Here is a 16,623-nt window from a genome sequence, read left to right on the forward strand (position 1 = left end):
AGTATTAAGTTAAGTTACTTTTGGTTGTATTGTTCTATTTGTTAATGTTAATTATCTTTTACTTCATCTTCAATGATGAAAGGAAAGAACAATGTCTATTACTTCAAAACTGACCACTTTAACTCTGACGCTAGGCATGGTCGCAAGTGCTAGTGCGACCGATGGTTTTGACCCATCGAAGCCAGTATTAAAAGAACTAAAAGAAGGTATCTATCAGTATTCCCAGTTTTTTTATAACAGCATGGTCGTTGTTACCGACGAAGGCGTGATTATTACTGATCCTTCAGGCGATGCTCGCTCTGCACAAATGATGAAAGAGATCCGTAAAGTGACAGATAAGCCAGTCAAAAAAGTCATTTACTCCCATGATCACTTTGACCACTCCCGTGGCGGTAAGATCTTCGAACAACAAGGCGCAGAATTCATCGCTCAAGAAAATTGTTCAGACCTTCTTTCTCGCGACTTAGAAGATAAGGTGGCATATCCAACGACCACTTACAAAGATGGCATGACGGTTTCGTTAGGCGGAAAAAACGTCGACCTACACTACTACGGTAAGAATGACGGTAATTGCATGAGTATTGTTCACATGCCTGAAGACAAAGTATTAGTTGCAGTAGATTGGCACTTGCCTCAATACCTAGTGAGTTCTGGGCGTTTAATTGAGCAGGATTACGTAGCCACATTGAATACGATTAAGCGCGTACGTAAAGAGCTAGAATTTGACACCATCATAAATGGTCATATCCCCGTCGATTCACCAGAACTGCTAGAAGAGAGTGAAGAGTTTGCTCAGGCTCTATTCGATGCGGTTTGGAAAGGGCTACAAGAGGGTAAATCTGTTGATGAATTAAAAGAGTCGATAAAGCTGCCTAAATTCAGCCATTGGAATGGTTATGAGGAACATTTGCCTGCTCATGTTGAGCGCATGGCTTACTCAATTTGGCATGGTAATTAATAGGGTGCAAATGATGAAACTGCATGTATTTGATAGCTGCCCATTTTGTATTCGTGTTAAGACCTTTGTTGGGCTTAAAAATATTGATTGTGAAATTAGCCCTATGACTTTGGGGCAATTGCCAGAATCGTTAGAGGGGAAACTAGATAGGTTGACTGTCCCTGTGCTTGAACAGCGACAGCATGATGGTAAGCATACGGTTATGGTTGAGAGCCTCGACATTATCGGCTACCTAGATCAACAAGATGAACCCATGTTCACCCGTTACGAAGTATCAGAAGCATTGAACAACCTTCTAAAGCGGCTTTACCCGAGCTCTGCACAGCTTTTGTACCCGCGCATGCCACAACTTAACCTCCCTGAGCTGTCTACGCCAGACGCCCTCAGTATGTTTGTTGAGTCACGCAAAGACGCATTAGGCCAATCCATTGAGCAGGCGTTGGAGAGAACAGAAGAGTACCTTCCGGAGCTTAAACAACTCTTGGAAGAGCTGGATTCCTTGCTCGATATTGATGCTCTTGTCTCTGGGGAGCGCAAGTTGAACATTGACGACATTGCTGCATTTTCTGAGCTGCGAAACTACACAATGGTCGCTGAACTTGAAATGAGTGAACGCATGATGAGCTTTGTTAGTTTCATCGCATCACGCTCTGGAATGTCGTTGTATCCACCAATCAGTCAGTAATGGGAGTTTAAGATGGCAGGTAACAAGTTTTTCCAACTGCTGGTTATTTTTTCACTCATACCTTTGGGGCCACTGGCTATTGATGTCTACTTGCCATCTTTTCCACAGATGATCGAGGCTTTTGCTGTCTCTGAGAGTGAAATAAGACAGACTATTTCGATTTACGTTCTGGCTCTGGGTGTGAGTCAACTCATTGCGGGCCCAGTTTCAGACCGCAAGGGGCGTAAGTTCTCGGCCATGCTTGGGCTAATTATGTATGCAGCAGGTAGCTTGCTGGTTGTGGCATCTTCCTCTTTAGAGATGCTATACGCAGCGCGAGCCCTGCAAGGTGTAGGCGCTTCATTCACTATGATCACCGCCATGGCTTGGGTTCGAGACAACTACGAAGGTGACGTTGCAGGTAAGTGGTTAAGCTATATGGGCGGTGTAACCAGTGCAGTGCCAACCATTGCACCGCTCATTGGCAGTGGGTTGGCTCTTTTGTGGGGGTGGACAGGTGGCTTCTATCTCATGGCTGGTTTGGCTCTGTTGCTGTTTATTATGTCAGCTATCGCACTTCAATCTAAGAAGAGTGTTAAGGCTAGGGTTAATGTAAAAGACGCGGTTAATGTAAAAGACATGCAGGCGCTTAAATGTAACGTGCGCGATATATTAACCAATCGTACATTTTTGGTGTATTCACTGACTAACATGTTCAGTTTTGGTGCGCTGCTGACTTACATTTCGGTAGCTCCAATTGTTGCAATTAGTGAGGGTGGATTTTCTCAAGTGCAGTTCTCTCTTATGTTCGGCATGATCGGAGGAGTTCAAATACTTGCTAGCCTTATTGCGCCTAGATTGATGAGGTCGTTTGGCCGCAGGAATACTGTACGATTTGGTGCCACTGTTATCACTGTCGGAGGAATGGGTTTGTTGTTTATTAGCTCTAATGCTACTTATCTGTTCTTTGCTTTATCGGCATTGGGAGCAGCAGGCTTCAGCCTCTTATCTGGCTCTGCTACATCTCTTGCGCTTGAGCCCTTTAAATATTGTGCTGGCTTGGCAACATCTATCGATGGTTTTTTCAGAATGATTGGAGGAGCATTGCTTGTCGCTGTATCGGGACTTTTTGGGGTTAGTAGTATCTCTACACTGGCCATCGTCATGCTGTTGTCATTGCTACCAGTTTTGTTAGTCACGGTAGATAACCGAACCGCACATAGAACTAACTCAAGGTTAAATTAATCGCTTTGAAATTGATGAGCATAAAGCAATTAGGTGCTTTACCCGTTCTACTTAAAGTTGTGGTGGTGTTGACTGCACTTATTTCCCCCCCCCTCCCCCCTACCACCAAGTTTATCGAGGCTCATGGGGATTCATTCGTCTGCCGCCTATCTACAACTTCAAGTCATTTAGGTATAGATGTCTTGGTTCACATAACCACCATAAATCTGGTGGTTATGTGATTTGGGAAACACGTAATAGATTAAATGACCGTAGCAATTCAATCTGAAGCTTTGCAATACCTCACCTAATCCGTTGAATGCTAATTTAGTAAAACAGCTGACTCATAATTGTCCAATAATAAGTTAGCATCCGTTTCCTGATCTAAAAAGCCTCGCAATGCGAGGCCTTTGGTTTTCTATCTATCAGAAGAGATTGCCGATTTCACGTCTTCGGCTAATGCAACCACAGTGATCACTTGGTACTGCTTCGAAAACTCACTCACTTGGTTTTGCCACAGCCTGCTGTCTAAGCTCCAACCGTGAATGAAGATCAGCGCTGTATCCCCACTCCCACTTTTGCCATACGCTATTTGCTCACCATCGTGAGATATCGCAATACCATAATTAACGTTTGAATCATGAGCCATGGCACTCACGCTACTAAGCGTCATGAATACCAAGAGTGTGATATTTAGAATTAAACGTTTCATAGTGTCTCTCTACTTACTTTGGAGAGGACACAGAAAGCGCCCCTCTCAATCAATATAGGCACTATAAAGTGTGAAGTTGTAGACGGGTCAATAGTGATTTAAATAAAAGCCTCTCCCGTGCTGGTGACTTAACCAACTCATTTCTGCCCCAAACCTTCTTAGAGCCTGTTTGCTTTTAGATAAAGCTGAGTAATGCCACTGGTCGCTGTCAAATTGGCAACAGCTTGTCGCTAAATTGTGAAACAACCTGTTTCACAATTTATTCCTGATCCTTTCCTATTTAGTGCATCTATTCATTCGCATCCTGTTCAGGGCTCTTCCCTACTATAAGTTATCCATTCTTTTTGTAGCACGATGTATTTCGATACTCAACGATGTCTTCTATCGTCAGAACGGGCATTTTGTGAAGTTTCGCAAACACAATGGTTTCAGCCAGTTTTGCCATAGTACCATCTGAGTTGGTAAGCTCGCAAAGCACACCAAATGGGACAAGGTTAGCGAGCTGCATTAAGTCAACAGTCCCTTCTGTATGACCTCGACGGGCCAGGACGCCATTGCTTTTAGCAACCAAAGGAAAAACGTGTCCCGGTCTCGCAAGATCTTCCGGTTGAGCACCAAAATGGATCGCTGTTTTTACTGTTGTCACACGGTCCTTTGCTGATACTCCTGTTGTAACCCCCTCTTTAGCTTCTATTGACACCGTAAAAGCCGTTTGGTTTTTACTTCGGTTATCTTCCACCATAGGAGGCAATTCCAACGAGTTCGCTCGCTCTTGAGTTAGGCACAAACATATGATTCCACTGCACTCTCTGATCATCAGCGCCATTTGTTGCTCTGTCAGGTATTGAGCAGAAAAGATCAAGTCACCTTCATTTTCGCGGTTCTCATCATCCATCAATAAGATACCATTGCCATGTTTAAGCGCCTCAATAGCTCGTTCGACTCTTTGCAGAGGATTACCAAACTCTTCTAAAAGTGACGTAGACTCCATGATTTCATCTCCTTGAAGGTTGTTATAAATAAGCGAATGCATCGGAATAAAGTTGGTCTAGCTCTACACCTTTCTCTTTACAAAATTCTGTCCGAGCGGACTCAACCATTTTGCCAGGGCCACATAAATAGATATCGAATTCAGATAGGTTCCTGAAATCACTCATCACACACTCTAGAACCCGCCCTTGCTTTGAATATTGCGGAGAGCTTGAGACTTCAGTAATAGGAACATACCTAACATTTCTGTTTTTATAAGCAATATCAACCAACTCATCATGCACATACAAATTGTTCATATCTTTTGCCCCCCAATAGATGTAAATCGGTTGTGTAAACCCATGCTGTAAACAGTTTCTCAAAATACTCATTGTATATGACATACCTGTGCCGCCAGCAATAAGCAATAATGGTTTTGCACTCTCACTGCGCAGCCAAGCGTCACCTCTGGGCTCACTCACTTTGATTTTTTGAGCGCTAAGCCAAGCATCGGTAAGCTCATCAATAACAAGAATATTTTTATCACTAAGCTTTGACCCTCCAATATGAAGTTCTAAAAAATCACCTTCAAAAGGACAAGAGGCAATAGAAAGTGGTACATCGCCACAATTTAAACTGAGGTTGATGTATTGCCCTGCTCTAAAATCAAATGGTTGATCTGGTCTCAATACTACCCGGAATATAAAGCTGGTAAGTGGTTCTATTTTTTCTACCGTACATAACATCACATTCACCCCTTCACATTCTTAGTCATAATCGATTGAGACAAACTCAGTGCGCACCCTTTTAGCCCTCTCGTATTTACCCGTCTAACGATTTCGACCGTTATCCCTGGCCTTTCTCCCTCTTCCTCTCTCACGATGCCAATATCATCGGTGACCAAGAAACAGGGATAACTCACCGCCGACGCATCCATATAGCTCATTAGCCCCGGTTCCCCATTTGGCAAAGGTTTAAGAGTGATGGGATCCAAGGCTCTCGCAAACACCCAGGGTGGTACTCTTTTTTTATGTTCTTTATCTTCGAAAAAGCAAGTATTCAACTCCACTTGGTTGAAGGTATCTCGGATCTGTTGGGAACTGTCTAAGTTAAATGTTTCAAACAGAAGTTGATTGAAAGCCTCTCGATCGAGAGATTGGTCTTGATGCTTCTTCCAGCCTCCACCCGTAATTATGTAAAGATCGCTGCCACCATTGAATTCTCGCCCTTGTTTACGCATAAAATGACAAAGCAGGTAGATGAAATAAGGTGGGCCAATAAGACAAATGGTTTTACCCTTTTTCTTAATCCTCTCCATGTTTTCTAACGTTGCTTCAAAATCGATTTCATCTTCGTTCACAGTAAAAGCTGTTGGATAAAGCAGCTCGACCAAGCTCATCACATATTTGAACCAAATGTTATTGGCGTTAAAGCGGTCCGGGCCTAAATTGACCAACTCCATTTGATGATCAAACCAATCACCAACATAGTTCATGCCGAAATTGACCGAACCAAGCAGGCGCTCTATGCTCAATCGGTCTCTGGCAACAATACTTTTTATTCCACTAGTACCGCTGCTTGTGAATCGATTCTCAACGTCAGCGTCTTCGACTGTCAGTAACGTTCTTAGTTTGAAGATTGAAGTTGGAAAAACAGGGATATCGTTGAGGTCAGATACGTCCTCTTTCATACCTAATGTTTGGCAGAAATGACGATAATCCTCATTATTTTGATAATGATACCGGTACGCTTCTTTAACAAGGCGCGAAGTCAATTGCTTCTGTTGCTGCAAAGGCCACTGCTGTGGTGTGCCCATAAAAATCAAGTCATCGATTTCTGTGCTTGCCGCGATATTTTCCTGCTTGACCGCTGAAAGTACGTCCATATAAATGCCTATATAAATAAGCGCGATTGCGCATAGAGATGGAGAAAGGGGCGTCAATGTAGCCCCTTTATGTGCTGGTATGATCTTAAGAGTGGTATTTCACAATGTTGGCATTCACAACATCGATAACCGCTCTTTGCTGCGTCGTGTCTGCGATTGACTCAAAAGACATCAATACATCAGAAGCACCACAACACTCGATTGCGATACGGGCTGATTGAGTGCTTTCTTCATAGGTGCCAATGGCGTTTTCAGACAACAATTCGGACATTTTTGTGGAGAAATCACTATTTGGGTAAGACTCGCGAACATATTCTGCTAAATACTCATGCGTTTCAGCTCTTGCTTGGTCGCCATCAATATTCTGGTTGATTAAAAGAGTTAGCTTATGGCGCACTTTCGCTATATCTACACCGTGCTCGTTAGCAACGTCGTTGTAGAGCATCGCGTATTCTTGGCGCTGAGCATTGGAATCATCCCACTTAAACACAAGAGCAAGACCTCGCTTCGCTGCCCATTCGACCACTTCTTTACTCGTGGCATTCACAAACTGAGCAGGACCACCTTCGGTATAAGCATGTGGATTTACAGAAATCTTTGGAAAACTGAAAAAATCGTTCTCAGGGTGGCAATAACCCGTTGAAAAAGCATCATTGATGACTTCATAACATGCATCAAATACCTGAAACTGCGCATCGGTCGGGCGATTAAAAAAGCGCATATCCGAACTTTTTTCGCAATCACTAAAACCAAAAACAAAACGCCCTTCACTCATCTGGTCAAGCAGGCAAGCTTCTTCGGCAACGCGGACAGGGTGATGAGTGGTGATGACATGATTCAAAGAGGCCACTTTGAGATTTTGAGTCATACCAAGTAAAAAGCCCGCAACCGTCAACGGTGCCCCAACGGCTCCATAGTTCGAAAAATGATTTTCATACACAGCAACAGTATCAAAGCTAAGCTGGTCGGCGTAATGAGCGGTATCTAACATCTCTTCAATGACTTGATCTGAAGATTGTTTTGAGTTCAAAAAATTGAGGAAGAATAATCCAAATTTCATGTCCCTTTCCTTATCGAAAATAATTATTACTGTTTCTCTTTGAGGTATGGCATCACATCAGATTGAAAGAGCTTCATGGATGCGATGATTTCTTCTTCTGAACCGTTAGCTTCAAAGCCGCAGCAAATGTTGTTGATGCCCGTAGCATCAATATCCTGCTGGATAATTGCGATGCATTCTTCAGGCGTGCCTACTGGATTGATTTCATAGCTGTAATCAATACGACGATTCGTGTCTTTATGACCTTTCAAAACAAAATCGCGCCATTGACCTTTGTTAAAGTCGTACCCTTTGGTCTGATTGGAGTCGTCAAAAATGGTGGTGGCATTCACGTAAGAGTCATACCAATGGCCAAGGAAGTTTCGGCAAATTTCTTTGGCTCTCTCTGAGTCATGATCAACCGAGGTAATGTAAGATAGGCAGTGGTCAATTTGGGTAACGTCGTAGCCATGCTCCGCCGCGATTTCATTGTAAAGATCGAGCTGTGCTTTCTTTTCATGCGTATTAATGATCCAACTTAAGATCATTGGTAGCCCTCGCTGTGCGGCCCATTCCGTTGTAGACGCTGATTCAGCAACCACATAGACAGGCGCGCCACCTTTGGTGTGCGCAGCAGGGTTTAACTGTACACGAGGAAATTTAATATGCTCGTTATCTGCGGCCATATAACCTTCTTCAAAGCCTTCTTTCATCAAGTCATACCAACAATCCATCAGTGCACGGCTGTTATCCATATCAGTCCCAAACACTCGGAAGTCCTTGTCGTACAATCCGCGGCAGATACCGAAGCGGAATCGCCCTTTCGACATTTGATCAAGCAAGTTAACATCTTCAGCTTGTCGGACAGGGTGCGCCGTTGGTAACACAATCGCAGCGGTACCAACATTAAGATTTTCAGTCGCACCAAGTAAGTTCGCAGCAGCAACATATGGGTTACCCAATAAACCGAACTCAGTAAAGTGATGCTCTAATAACCAAACGGTATCGAAGCCACAACTTTCGGAGGCTTTGCCAAGGTTAACCAATCGCTTCATCACTTGTGTCTGATCTAACTCAGGTGGTTGATAAGTGAGAAGGAAATTTCCAAATTTCATAACGTTTCCTTATTTATTGGTGTTGCAGATAAGCATTAAGCTATTTCTAGCGTGCGGCTTTCGATTTCGGCTTTTAGACGGCGCTCATTGACCGTCGCGATGGTGAGCTGCTCAAAATCAGGCTCAATAAAATCAACATCGATTTCGAGACTGCCATCATCCATTGCGATCGAGGCTTTCGTCACAGATTGATAAAAGTTACGTAAGACAACTAAATTCTCACCCAAGTCGTGAGAGCTCCCAAGCAGGGAGTACAGCTTGCAATTGCCACTGCTAATTTGGGCTAGCATTCCGTAGACTTCATCTTGCTTTACCCAATCATCGTTGTTGGCGGTAAATGCAATTAATGGAACAGAGGTATGAGCGACCTTGGCCAGCGTAGATTCCAAAGTATCCCAATGATGCTCAAAACAGTCGCGAACAAATACTTCAGAACCAAGCTTGTGTCCTTCGAAGTCAAGGTCGTTTGGTAACTCATCGATCGGTAAACTTAGATAATCAAACCCAAGTGCTTTTTCCAGCGTGTCACGCAGATTGACGACACCAACAGCGGTAATGAGGAAAGACAAATCAAGATCAGCAATAACCTCATAAGCCACACGAGCCGACAAACTTGCGGCAATGAGTCCGATGTTCGAAATGCCCTTTTGTTGTAGCCAGTGATAAACATTGCATAAGCTGTTTTTTCCGGTGGTCATCGTAAATTCGTCGATAGTGCCAGAACTCAAACCGACGTGATGAAGTGAGTCATAACGAAATACATGGAACCCATTTTCAGACAGGTATTCTGCGAGACCAGCAAAGTGATCCATTCTCCGAGCGAACCCAGAAGCAATAAGAATGGTATTGTTTTTAGCGGGAACACTCTTATTCGGAGGTGTTTCCCAGATGTGAATATTCTGACCATTATTCACGTTCAGCACGTGAGAAATAGTCTTGCATTGACTTTTCATTATCAACTTCCTTATTTAAGGGACAAAAACTAGAAACTTATCTTCTTCAAGAAATCGGGTTTGCTCTATTTCTACGGGCACGTCCTTGGTGGTGAAACTATATGGTCTTTCGTGCGAAACAAATCGAACTAAACGCTGTAATGGTCGCATCGAATCATGTGCACCGCCTGCTCTAAATATATTATTCATCCCTGACTCAACTATTCGCTCAACACCTTTTTTAGCAAATATATCTCGGTATTTAATTGAAGAAATCCAAGGATAAAAAGAAATAGTTTGAGTTTGATGTTTATCAATATACTCAACAACGTCTTCCACCTTTTCTATCCTGTGAATATAGACACAACGCCTTAGAGGGTGGTTATATTCAATACCAGCGTCTGATTCTATTAGCATCCATTTATTATCTGGTTCAGATATAACATTGAGACCTGAGAATTGGCACTCTAATCGAGTGAATGAAAACAAAGCCTCTTCATCAAAACTTTGCCTAGACTTCGGGAGAATATTTTCATAAAGACATAATTTTTCTACTAACTTATCCTTAAAAGCTTCGTAGTTGTCTCCACAAAAGTATATATTCTGGGTAGAGAAACAAGCATTCTGGTCATAGAAGCAAATATCGTGAGCAACGCCAGACGCCGCTTCATCTAAGTTGGTCGGCTCATCTAAGACCGTAAAACTTTTTTTAGGGCCAAACTTCAAAACATCGATATGTGAAGGCGAATGCTTAACCGCCCAATTAATCGCATCACGCCCTCCCCAAGCGGCAACCGCATCCATATGGCTAATGAGCTCTTCCGCAACTGTCGTATCAGCTTTATGGGGCCAATAAACGATGGAAAGTGACTTAGAAACCGGGTGTTCTGGATTAACATCAATGAAGCTCATCGCCAAAGTATGTGCTGTAAAAGGATCAGAAGCCGACATTCGAACGATATTTTGGTTTTTAGTTAGAATACCGCGCAATATCGAGGTCACACCTGAGAGCGGGACATTACCTGCGAGCAAGTGCATCAATCGCCCTTTAGGAAATGCTCTTACATAACACTCTCCTTGTGGTAACCACTCATCTTGAATATGTGTTGACCCGAGCTCAGTATTCACAATGTCATATAGCGCACTTTTAGAGCATAGAATCATTGCGATCCAATTGGCCTCTAATTTTGCCATTTGTGGTGAATAACCCAAATAGGTAATTAGATTCCTAATATACGTTCTTCTTCTCGAATACTCTTCATTCTTCCATCGTTGTCCCACTGTATATAGGAAATTTACAATATTATTTATATCTAAATCTATCAAAAAATCCTGACTGAGCATTTGATAAACATGCTCAGCGTTGAGAGAGTCTATTTTAACTTTATTTTTTCAAAAGTGATCTCATGACTTTCTTGCTCCGTAGAGCATACAAGACCATTTATAACCAAAGGTATATGCTTTTCCATATTAAAGGTAACTCCTCTTTATCTAGAAAAAGCCTATCTGTTAGTTAATTTATTTGAAAGAGAAAATACCACTTATATTCAAAAGCGTTAATCATATCAAAACATTCCCACTCACAATAATTGATTATAATTATAAATAGTTCCCACTTTAAATAATTATTAATCATAGTGATTACGACGGTTTTTATAGTCAAACGGGTATTTTCAATGCCGTTGAGAGGTCTGCAAGGATTCATGAATTCTGTTTTCAAGCTTGCTCAACTGCCATTGTTATACCCTCATTATCCATACATTAGTAAGCGAGCAAAAAAGCATGGCACTGACGGGAAGCGGCGACTCTATCGAATGTGAGCGACGGTGAGGTGCTACCTAACTTACTCAAAAAGACCCACCAAAGAAACAATGAGATATCTGGCGATGGAGCTTACGAAACAAGGTCATGCTATGAAGCTATTCGTATCAAACGATCAGTCCCACTAATCCTCCCGTGGGAAGGATCTGCCTTCTGGGAACGCAGCCATCCTCACAATCTAGCGGTCAGTTGTTAGAAGCTATACGGTTCCAATAAGTATTGGAAAATGAGGGATGGCTATCATAAACACTCACTCTCAGAAACGTCGATGTTCCGTGTGAAGAAACTGCTCGGAGGGACATTAAGTTTAAGAAATTACAACGCCCCAGTCGGCGAAACTTACGCCATGATCAAAGCGTTAAACAAGCTCACTGTTCTAGGTATGCCTAAAGCGATAGTAATCGCCTAACAATTCTCCATATTAGGCGAGTTTATACCTGAACTCGAATTAGGAAACAGAGCCACTATGAGGAGTTCTTGTCACCAGGTTGGAATATTGAAAACATGGTAATAAGCTCCTTTGGGGTGGCAGTAAAGTTCTTCAGTTAAAAGAGCGAATAGGTATGTTTGAAGGAAAAAAGTCGTTAGCAGGCGTATTAACATGAAGGATCATGTCATTAGATAATTTAGGGGCCGTTATGAAAATAGAACATTCCTTTTTAGATTCTCACTACTCAGTGATACCGGTGATACAACGCATGAGTGTAAGCGATTTCGTGTTACCTCAACTAATTAAGATTATGCTAGCTTAGCAAGATTGCTAACAAGCTTCTGTCCAATAATAAGTTAGCATCCGTTTCCTGATCTAAAAAAGCCTCGCACACGCGAGGCCTTCGTTTTATTCATAGAATGATCACAACCGCCCTACCTCACTGACTTCATCACTTTCATCAAGGTTGTATCTGACCAGTCTATTAAACCAAAACCTCCCCCTCTAGCTCCCCCTCAAATCAAGTTAACCGCTCTCTTGAGAAGTACGTTCGAGGGGGAGAACATTCTTTGTCGCTCAATGTATCTCAGCACACATAACGATCGGTATTCAGTTCCTCCCCTTTCCCATTGCCAACGAGAGATTGAAAATGTAAATGACCAATCTGACACTTACAGAAAATGTAAGTTGTCATCAAACCTTAAGCATTAGAGTAAAAACTCATCTTAGATAGCTCAGCCTTAAATGTTAGCGTATTGTTACAAACGAAAACCAACGGTACGAGATATGCAGCACGTAAAGCTATTAAACCGCAGCACCTTCGCTGGGCTCGCAGCAACACTAGTTGGGAATGGTATTGGCCGCTTTGCCTATATAGCATTAATGCCTGTGCTCATTCAAAGTGGGTGGTTCTCAAGCGAAGATGCCTCCATACTCGGCGCAGCTACACTGATTGGCTATATTTTCGGAGCACCTGCTTCGAGCTTTTTACAAAGATATTATTCAACAGGCACACTCATACGTGCCTCTTTATTGCTAAGTAGCTTCAGTTATCTTGGTTGTGCCTTAAAGTCTGCCCCCTTTGAATGGTTTTTAACACTTAGAACTATTGCTGGTGTATCCGGTGCGATACTCATGGTACTCGCTCCCCCTGTGATCACCAGCCTTCACCCTCACGAAATGAAAGCAAGAATCAGTGGCGTCGTGTTTTCAGGCATCGGTATTGGCGCGATGATTTCAGGAACCATCATACCTTTACTTATCTACCAAAGCGTTGAGAGTGCATGGTTAGGTATGGGAGCGATCGCTTTCGTTGCAACTGTCCTAACGTGGAACGCTTGGTCTCTTGAGGTTACGCCAAACCATTGTGATAAAAGTCCATCGACGTTTGATGCCTTATCTAAGAATGAGCGTATCAGTGTTAGCTGTGTACTGTTAGCCTATACCTTCAACGCTATTGGCTATCTGCCTCATACTCTTTTCTGGGTCGACTATATTGTTCGAGAGCTAAAAATGAGTTTTGCGAGCGGTGGGTTTTATTGGGCTGTTTTTGGTATAGGAGCAGCGATTGGACCAATAGTAACCGGTATATTAGGTGATAAGTTTGGACTTAAAAAAGCACTATTAGCGGCGTTTACTTGCAAAGCTGCCGGGGTTGCTCTTCCACTCTTAAGCACCAGTGAAACAGCACTTTTTGCTTCATCTTTGTTGGTCGGTATGTTTACGCCGGGCACCGTAACACTGGTATCAACCTACACCCTAGAAATCGTTGGGACACAACTCCATACGAAATCTTGGGGAGCAATGACAATGGCGTTTGCTATATCGCAAGGAATAGTCGGCTTCGTTATGGCTCACTACGCCCCTCAACTCACCAGTTATAACCTGTTATTTATGATCAGCGCGAGTGCACTGATTTTGTCGATACTCTGCATCGCATTTACATCAACCAAACAGCAGACATTAAACACTGCTCAAACAAGTTCTTAGCAAAGGAATCGCTCATGAAACTGTATTTAAACGACACCTCGCCATTCTCCAGGGCAGTGCTGGCAACGGCCTATTTATGTGATGCTCCAATGGTTCTTGAATGGGTCGACCCGTGGCAAACACCGAGCACATTGGTCGCAGTTAATCCATTTAGTACCATTCCTGTTCTAGAAACCAGTGATGGGGTTACACTGACCGAGAGCTTAACGATCTGCGAGTTCCTCATGCAAGCATACCCAACAGAAAAGCTAGCAGCGACCAAGGCTAGCGACACTCAACGCATATCGTTATTGGGAGTAAGCAAAACGTTGATGGAAGTAGCATTTCGATGCGCTGCATTGAGCCGCTTCGAAGCTGAGCAAAACGTGCTAACGATTAGGGGAGAGGAAGGTATTGAAAGAAGCGTTAAAGGACTTATCAGGCAGTTGAAAAGCAATGATGATTTGCTCAAACCTGACTTCTCAACATTGTACCTACACATCGCATTAGATTACGTCTTATTCAGGCATGCTAATTTGCTTTCAGCAGAAGAGTGCGACATCCTCACGACTGCCTTACACAGTTCGCCTTTTAAAGACACATTGGCAAAACTTAGCCTAGAGTCGCTTTCAAAAAAGCTTAACTATTGCGAATACAAAAATTCTTAATCGCTTTGAACTGCGTTGTGTTGAACAAGACTAACAAGGCCTCGCACACGCGAGGCCTTCGTTTTATCTATAGAGTGATTCCCCCCCCTACTTCACTGACTTGACCGCTTTCATCAGGGTTGTGTTGAACTGCTGTGGTTGCTCTAGCATTGGGAAGTGGCCTGAGTCTTCAATGTAGTAAATGCTGTAATCCTTGATGTGTTTCTTGTTAGCTTCTGAATCTGTTGGCCATAGGCGAGCGTTAACTAATATTACTGGCACATTCACGTTCTCATACACGCGATGAGCTTCACCCGTCACGTATTGGCCTAGATAATTACGGAACTGATTTATCGCGATAGCTGGCGGTGCTGACGCCATGTCTTGCGTTACCAAGTAAAGTAAATCTGTGTCTACGTCTTTTGGTAGCGAGTCTTTCACGAACATAGCAATGCCCGCTTGGAAATCTGCTTCAAAAGGTTTGGTCATTGCATCTAGGTCGCTTTGTGAAACCGCGAGTGCGACGTTTTGCGATGTGTCGACACCAATAATGCCCTTCACTCTTTTCGGCATCAGTTTAGCGGCTTCTGCAATAACACCACCAGCCATGGAATGGCCGACTAAGATGACAGATTCGAGTTGTTCTTTGTCGACTACGGCTTTGATGTCTTCAGCGAATGCAACCATGGTGTACTCTTCGCGGTTAAACGATGAGTTACCGTGCCCTGCTAAGTCCATAGTGATCACTTGGTACTGCTTTGAAAACTCACTTACTTGGTTTTGCCAAAGCCTGCTGTCTAAGCTCCAACCGTGAATGAAGATCAGCGCCGTATCCCCGCTCCCACTTTTGGCATACGCAATTTGCTCACCATCGTGAGATATCGCAAGACCATACTTAACCATTGAATCGTGAGCCATGGCATTCATGCTACCAAGCGCCATGAATACCAAGAATGTGATGTTTAGAATTAAACGTTTCATAGTGTCTCTCTACTTACTTTGGAGAGGACACAGAAATCGCCCCTCTCAATAAATATAGTCACTATAAAGTGTGAAGTTGTAGACGGGTCAATAGTGATTTAAATAAAAGCCTCTCCCGTGCTGGTGACTTAACCAACTCATTTCTGCCCCAATATTAGTTTCAGCCAGAACATATACTTTCTTAGCCAGCCTAAATTCTGCTAATGTCAGATGAAATACGTGAAAAAGAACTAGACTTAAAGTCAATATCGACTTTACCGGACTAAAAGCGCTATGAGTATAGATTTTCTTACAAGAAAGAAGTATTTAACGAGTCATGACTTCTATCGAGATCTCATCGATTTTTTTGTACAAGAAGCTAAGAGCGATATCGGATATTTCCACTTCTATTCTCATACTAACGAAGAAGTCGCATTGAATGTTTGGTCAACCTCTGTCTTGGAACATTGCCATTGCAGCTACGTAAGCCACTATCCACTGTCATCTGCAGGAATATGGGCAGATAGTATAAGAACTAAAAAGCCCGTAATACACAACCACTATGATGCAAACTATTCCATAGGCGACTCTTTACCGATAGACCACATAAAACTAACTCATCACTTCAGTCTTCCCGTAATACAAAATAATGACGTAGTTGCAGTCATCGGTATAGGCAACAACAACGCACCATACAGTCACGACTTCGTAAATTATTTTTACAGGATGATTAACAGCATCTGGCCTCAGGTACAAACAAAGGTAAGTAAGATCGAATCTGGATTAGCTAACAAAAAGCTAGAATTTGATTCTTCTGCCTCCATGGCGATTATGACCAATATGTTAGGCGCAATATCCCGTGCGCTTGAGATTCGTGATGAATACACTTCCTCTCACCAGCGCAATGTCGCTCATATATGCGACCTTATAGCTGATAAACTTTCATTAGAAGACTCGGTGAAAGAGGGGCTAGTCATTGGAGCTTTGGTTCACGACATCGGGAAAATTACGATCCCGTCTCAAATCTTAAGTAAGCCTGGGAAACTCTTGCCAGCAGAGTACAAGTTACTCCAAAGTCATTCAGAAGTAGGAGCAAAGATTTTTCATGAAGTAATTTTTCCTTGGCCAATCGTCGAAATGATCGAACAGCACCATGAGAGGTTGGACGGCTCAGGCTACCCAAATGGAATCAAAAGGAATGAAATTTTACTTGAGGCTCGGATTATAGCTGTTGCAGATACCTTCGATGCTATGGCAAATGATAGACCATATAGGAAGGCTGTCGGAGCGAAGAAAGCT

Annotated in this window: 13 protein-coding genes and 3 pseudogenes; 7 read left to right on the forward strand and 9 right to left on the reverse strand. The window is 42.9% G+C overall.

The annotated features are described in order from the left end of the window. Positions 1 to 91 precede the first annotated feature (91 nt). Genes F0232_RS11445 through F0232_RS11455 form a run of 3 tightly spaced genes read left to right on the forward strand, consistent with a single transcriptional unit; the run spans position 92 to position 2,867 of the window. On the forward strand, positions 92 to 958 hold the full coding sequence (locus tag F0232_RS11445; RefSeq protein WP_105059370.1) for an MBL fold metallo-hydrolase: 867 nt from the start codon (positions 92 to 94) through the stop codon (positions 956 to 958). 13 nt (positions 959 to 971) lie between these two features. Then, on the forward strand, positions 972 to 1,643 hold the full coding sequence (grxB, locus tag F0232_RS11450) for a glutaredoxin 2 (protein ID WP_105059369.1): 672 nt from the start codon (positions 972 to 974) through the stop codon (positions 1,641 to 1,643). Positions 1,644 to 1,655: 12 nt separating this feature from the next. Beyond that, positions 1,656 to 2,867, forward strand: coding sequence for a multidrug effflux MFS transporter (locus tag F0232_RS11455; RefSeq protein ID WP_105059368.1), 1,212 nt, complete (start codon positions 1,656 to 1,658; stop codon positions 2,865 to 2,867). Positions 2,868 to 3,267: 400 nt separating this feature from the next. Here the strand turns inward: F0232_RS11455 and F0232_RS11460 are convergent. From F0232_RS11460 to F0232_RS11495, 8 genes and pseudogenes are all read right to left on the reverse strand, one after another. Then, positions 3,268 to 3,558 (reverse strand): annotated as a pseudogene (locus F0232_RS11460) (alpha/beta fold hydrolase); the annotation flags it as partial. A 331-nt stretch (positions 3,559 to 3,889) separates the two neighbouring features. Then, entirely contained in the window at positions 3,890 to 4,549 is a 660-nt protein-coding gene (gene ribB, locus F0232_RS11465; RefSeq protein ID WP_061031904.1) for a 3,4-dihydroxy-2-butanone-4-phosphate synthase, read from the reverse strand. Positions 4,550 to 4,571: 22 nt separating this feature from the next. Continuing rightward, positions 4,572 to 5,273: an NAD(P)H-flavin reductase gene (fre, locus tag F0232_RS11470; protein ID WP_061031577.1), complete on the reverse strand. Its 702-nt coding sequence runs from the start codon at positions 5,271 to 5,273 to the stop codon at positions 4,572 to 4,574. Between the two features lie 5 nt (positions 5,274 to 5,278). After that, positions 5,279 to 6,412: a long-chain fatty acid--CoA ligase gene (locus F0232_RS11475; protein WP_061031578.1), complete on the reverse strand. Its 1,134-nt coding sequence runs from the start codon at positions 6,410 to 6,412 to the stop codon at positions 5,279 to 5,281. Between the two features lie 85 nt (positions 6,413 to 6,497). Further along, positions 6,498 to 7,472, reverse strand: coding sequence for an alkanal monooxygenase (locus F0232_RS11480; RefSeq protein ID WP_105059367.1), 975 nt, complete (start codon positions 7,470 to 7,472; stop codon positions 6,498 to 6,500). Between the two features lie 26 nt (positions 7,473 to 7,498). Continuing rightward, entirely contained in the window at positions 7,499 to 8,566 is a 1,068-nt protein-coding gene (locus tag F0232_RS11485) for an alkanal monooxygenase (protein ID WP_061031580.1), read from the reverse strand. A gap of 35 nt (positions 8,567 to 8,601) precedes the next feature. Next, on the reverse strand, positions 8,602 to 9,525 hold the full coding sequence (locus F0232_RS11490) for an acyl transferase (protein ID WP_345778906.1): 924 nt from the start codon (positions 9,523 to 9,525) through the stop codon (positions 8,602 to 8,604). Between the two features lie 9 nt (positions 9,526 to 9,534). After that, positions 9,535 to 10,967 (reverse strand): annotated as a pseudogene (locus tag F0232_RS11495) (aldehyde dehydrogenase family protein). Between the two features lie 165 nt (positions 10,968 to 11,132). Between F0232_RS11495 and F0232_RS11500 the strand changes: the two are divergent. From F0232_RS11500 to F0232_RS11510, 3 genes and pseudogenes are all read left to right on the forward strand, one after another. After that, positions 11,133 to 11,728: pseudogene (locus tag F0232_RS11500) on the forward strand (transposase); the annotation flags it as partial. Between the two features lie 807 nt (positions 11,729 to 12,535). Further along, entirely contained in the window at positions 12,536 to 13,738 is a 1,203-nt protein-coding gene (locus tag F0232_RS11505; protein WP_105059365.1) for a YbfB/YjiJ family MFS transporter, read from the forward strand. Between the two features lie 14 nt (positions 13,739 to 13,752). Then, entirely contained in the window at positions 13,753 to 14,385 is a 633-nt protein-coding gene (locus F0232_RS11510; RefSeq protein ID WP_105059364.1) for a glutathione S-transferase family protein, read from the forward strand. A gap of 87 nt (positions 14,386 to 14,472) precedes the next feature. On the opposite strand, the gene F0232_RS11515 is transcribed toward F0232_RS11510, so the two are convergent. Next, entirely contained in the window at positions 14,473 to 15,345 is an 873-nt protein-coding gene (locus F0232_RS11515) for an alpha/beta fold hydrolase (protein ID WP_061031586.1), read from the reverse strand. 273 nt (positions 15,346 to 15,618) lie between these two features. Here F0232_RS11515 and F0232_RS11520 point away from each other — a divergent pair. After that, the coding region (locus F0232_RS11520; RefSeq protein WP_171750789.1) for an HD domain-containing phosphohydrolase at positions 15,619 to 16,623 on the forward strand (1,005 nt) is incomplete at its 3' end.

The sequence above is a fragment of the Vibrio sp. T3Y01 genome, assembly GCF_013114525.1.
Lineage (GTDB): Bacteria > Pseudomonadota > Gammaproteobacteria > Enterobacterales > Vibrionaceae > Vibrio > Vibrio chagasii_B.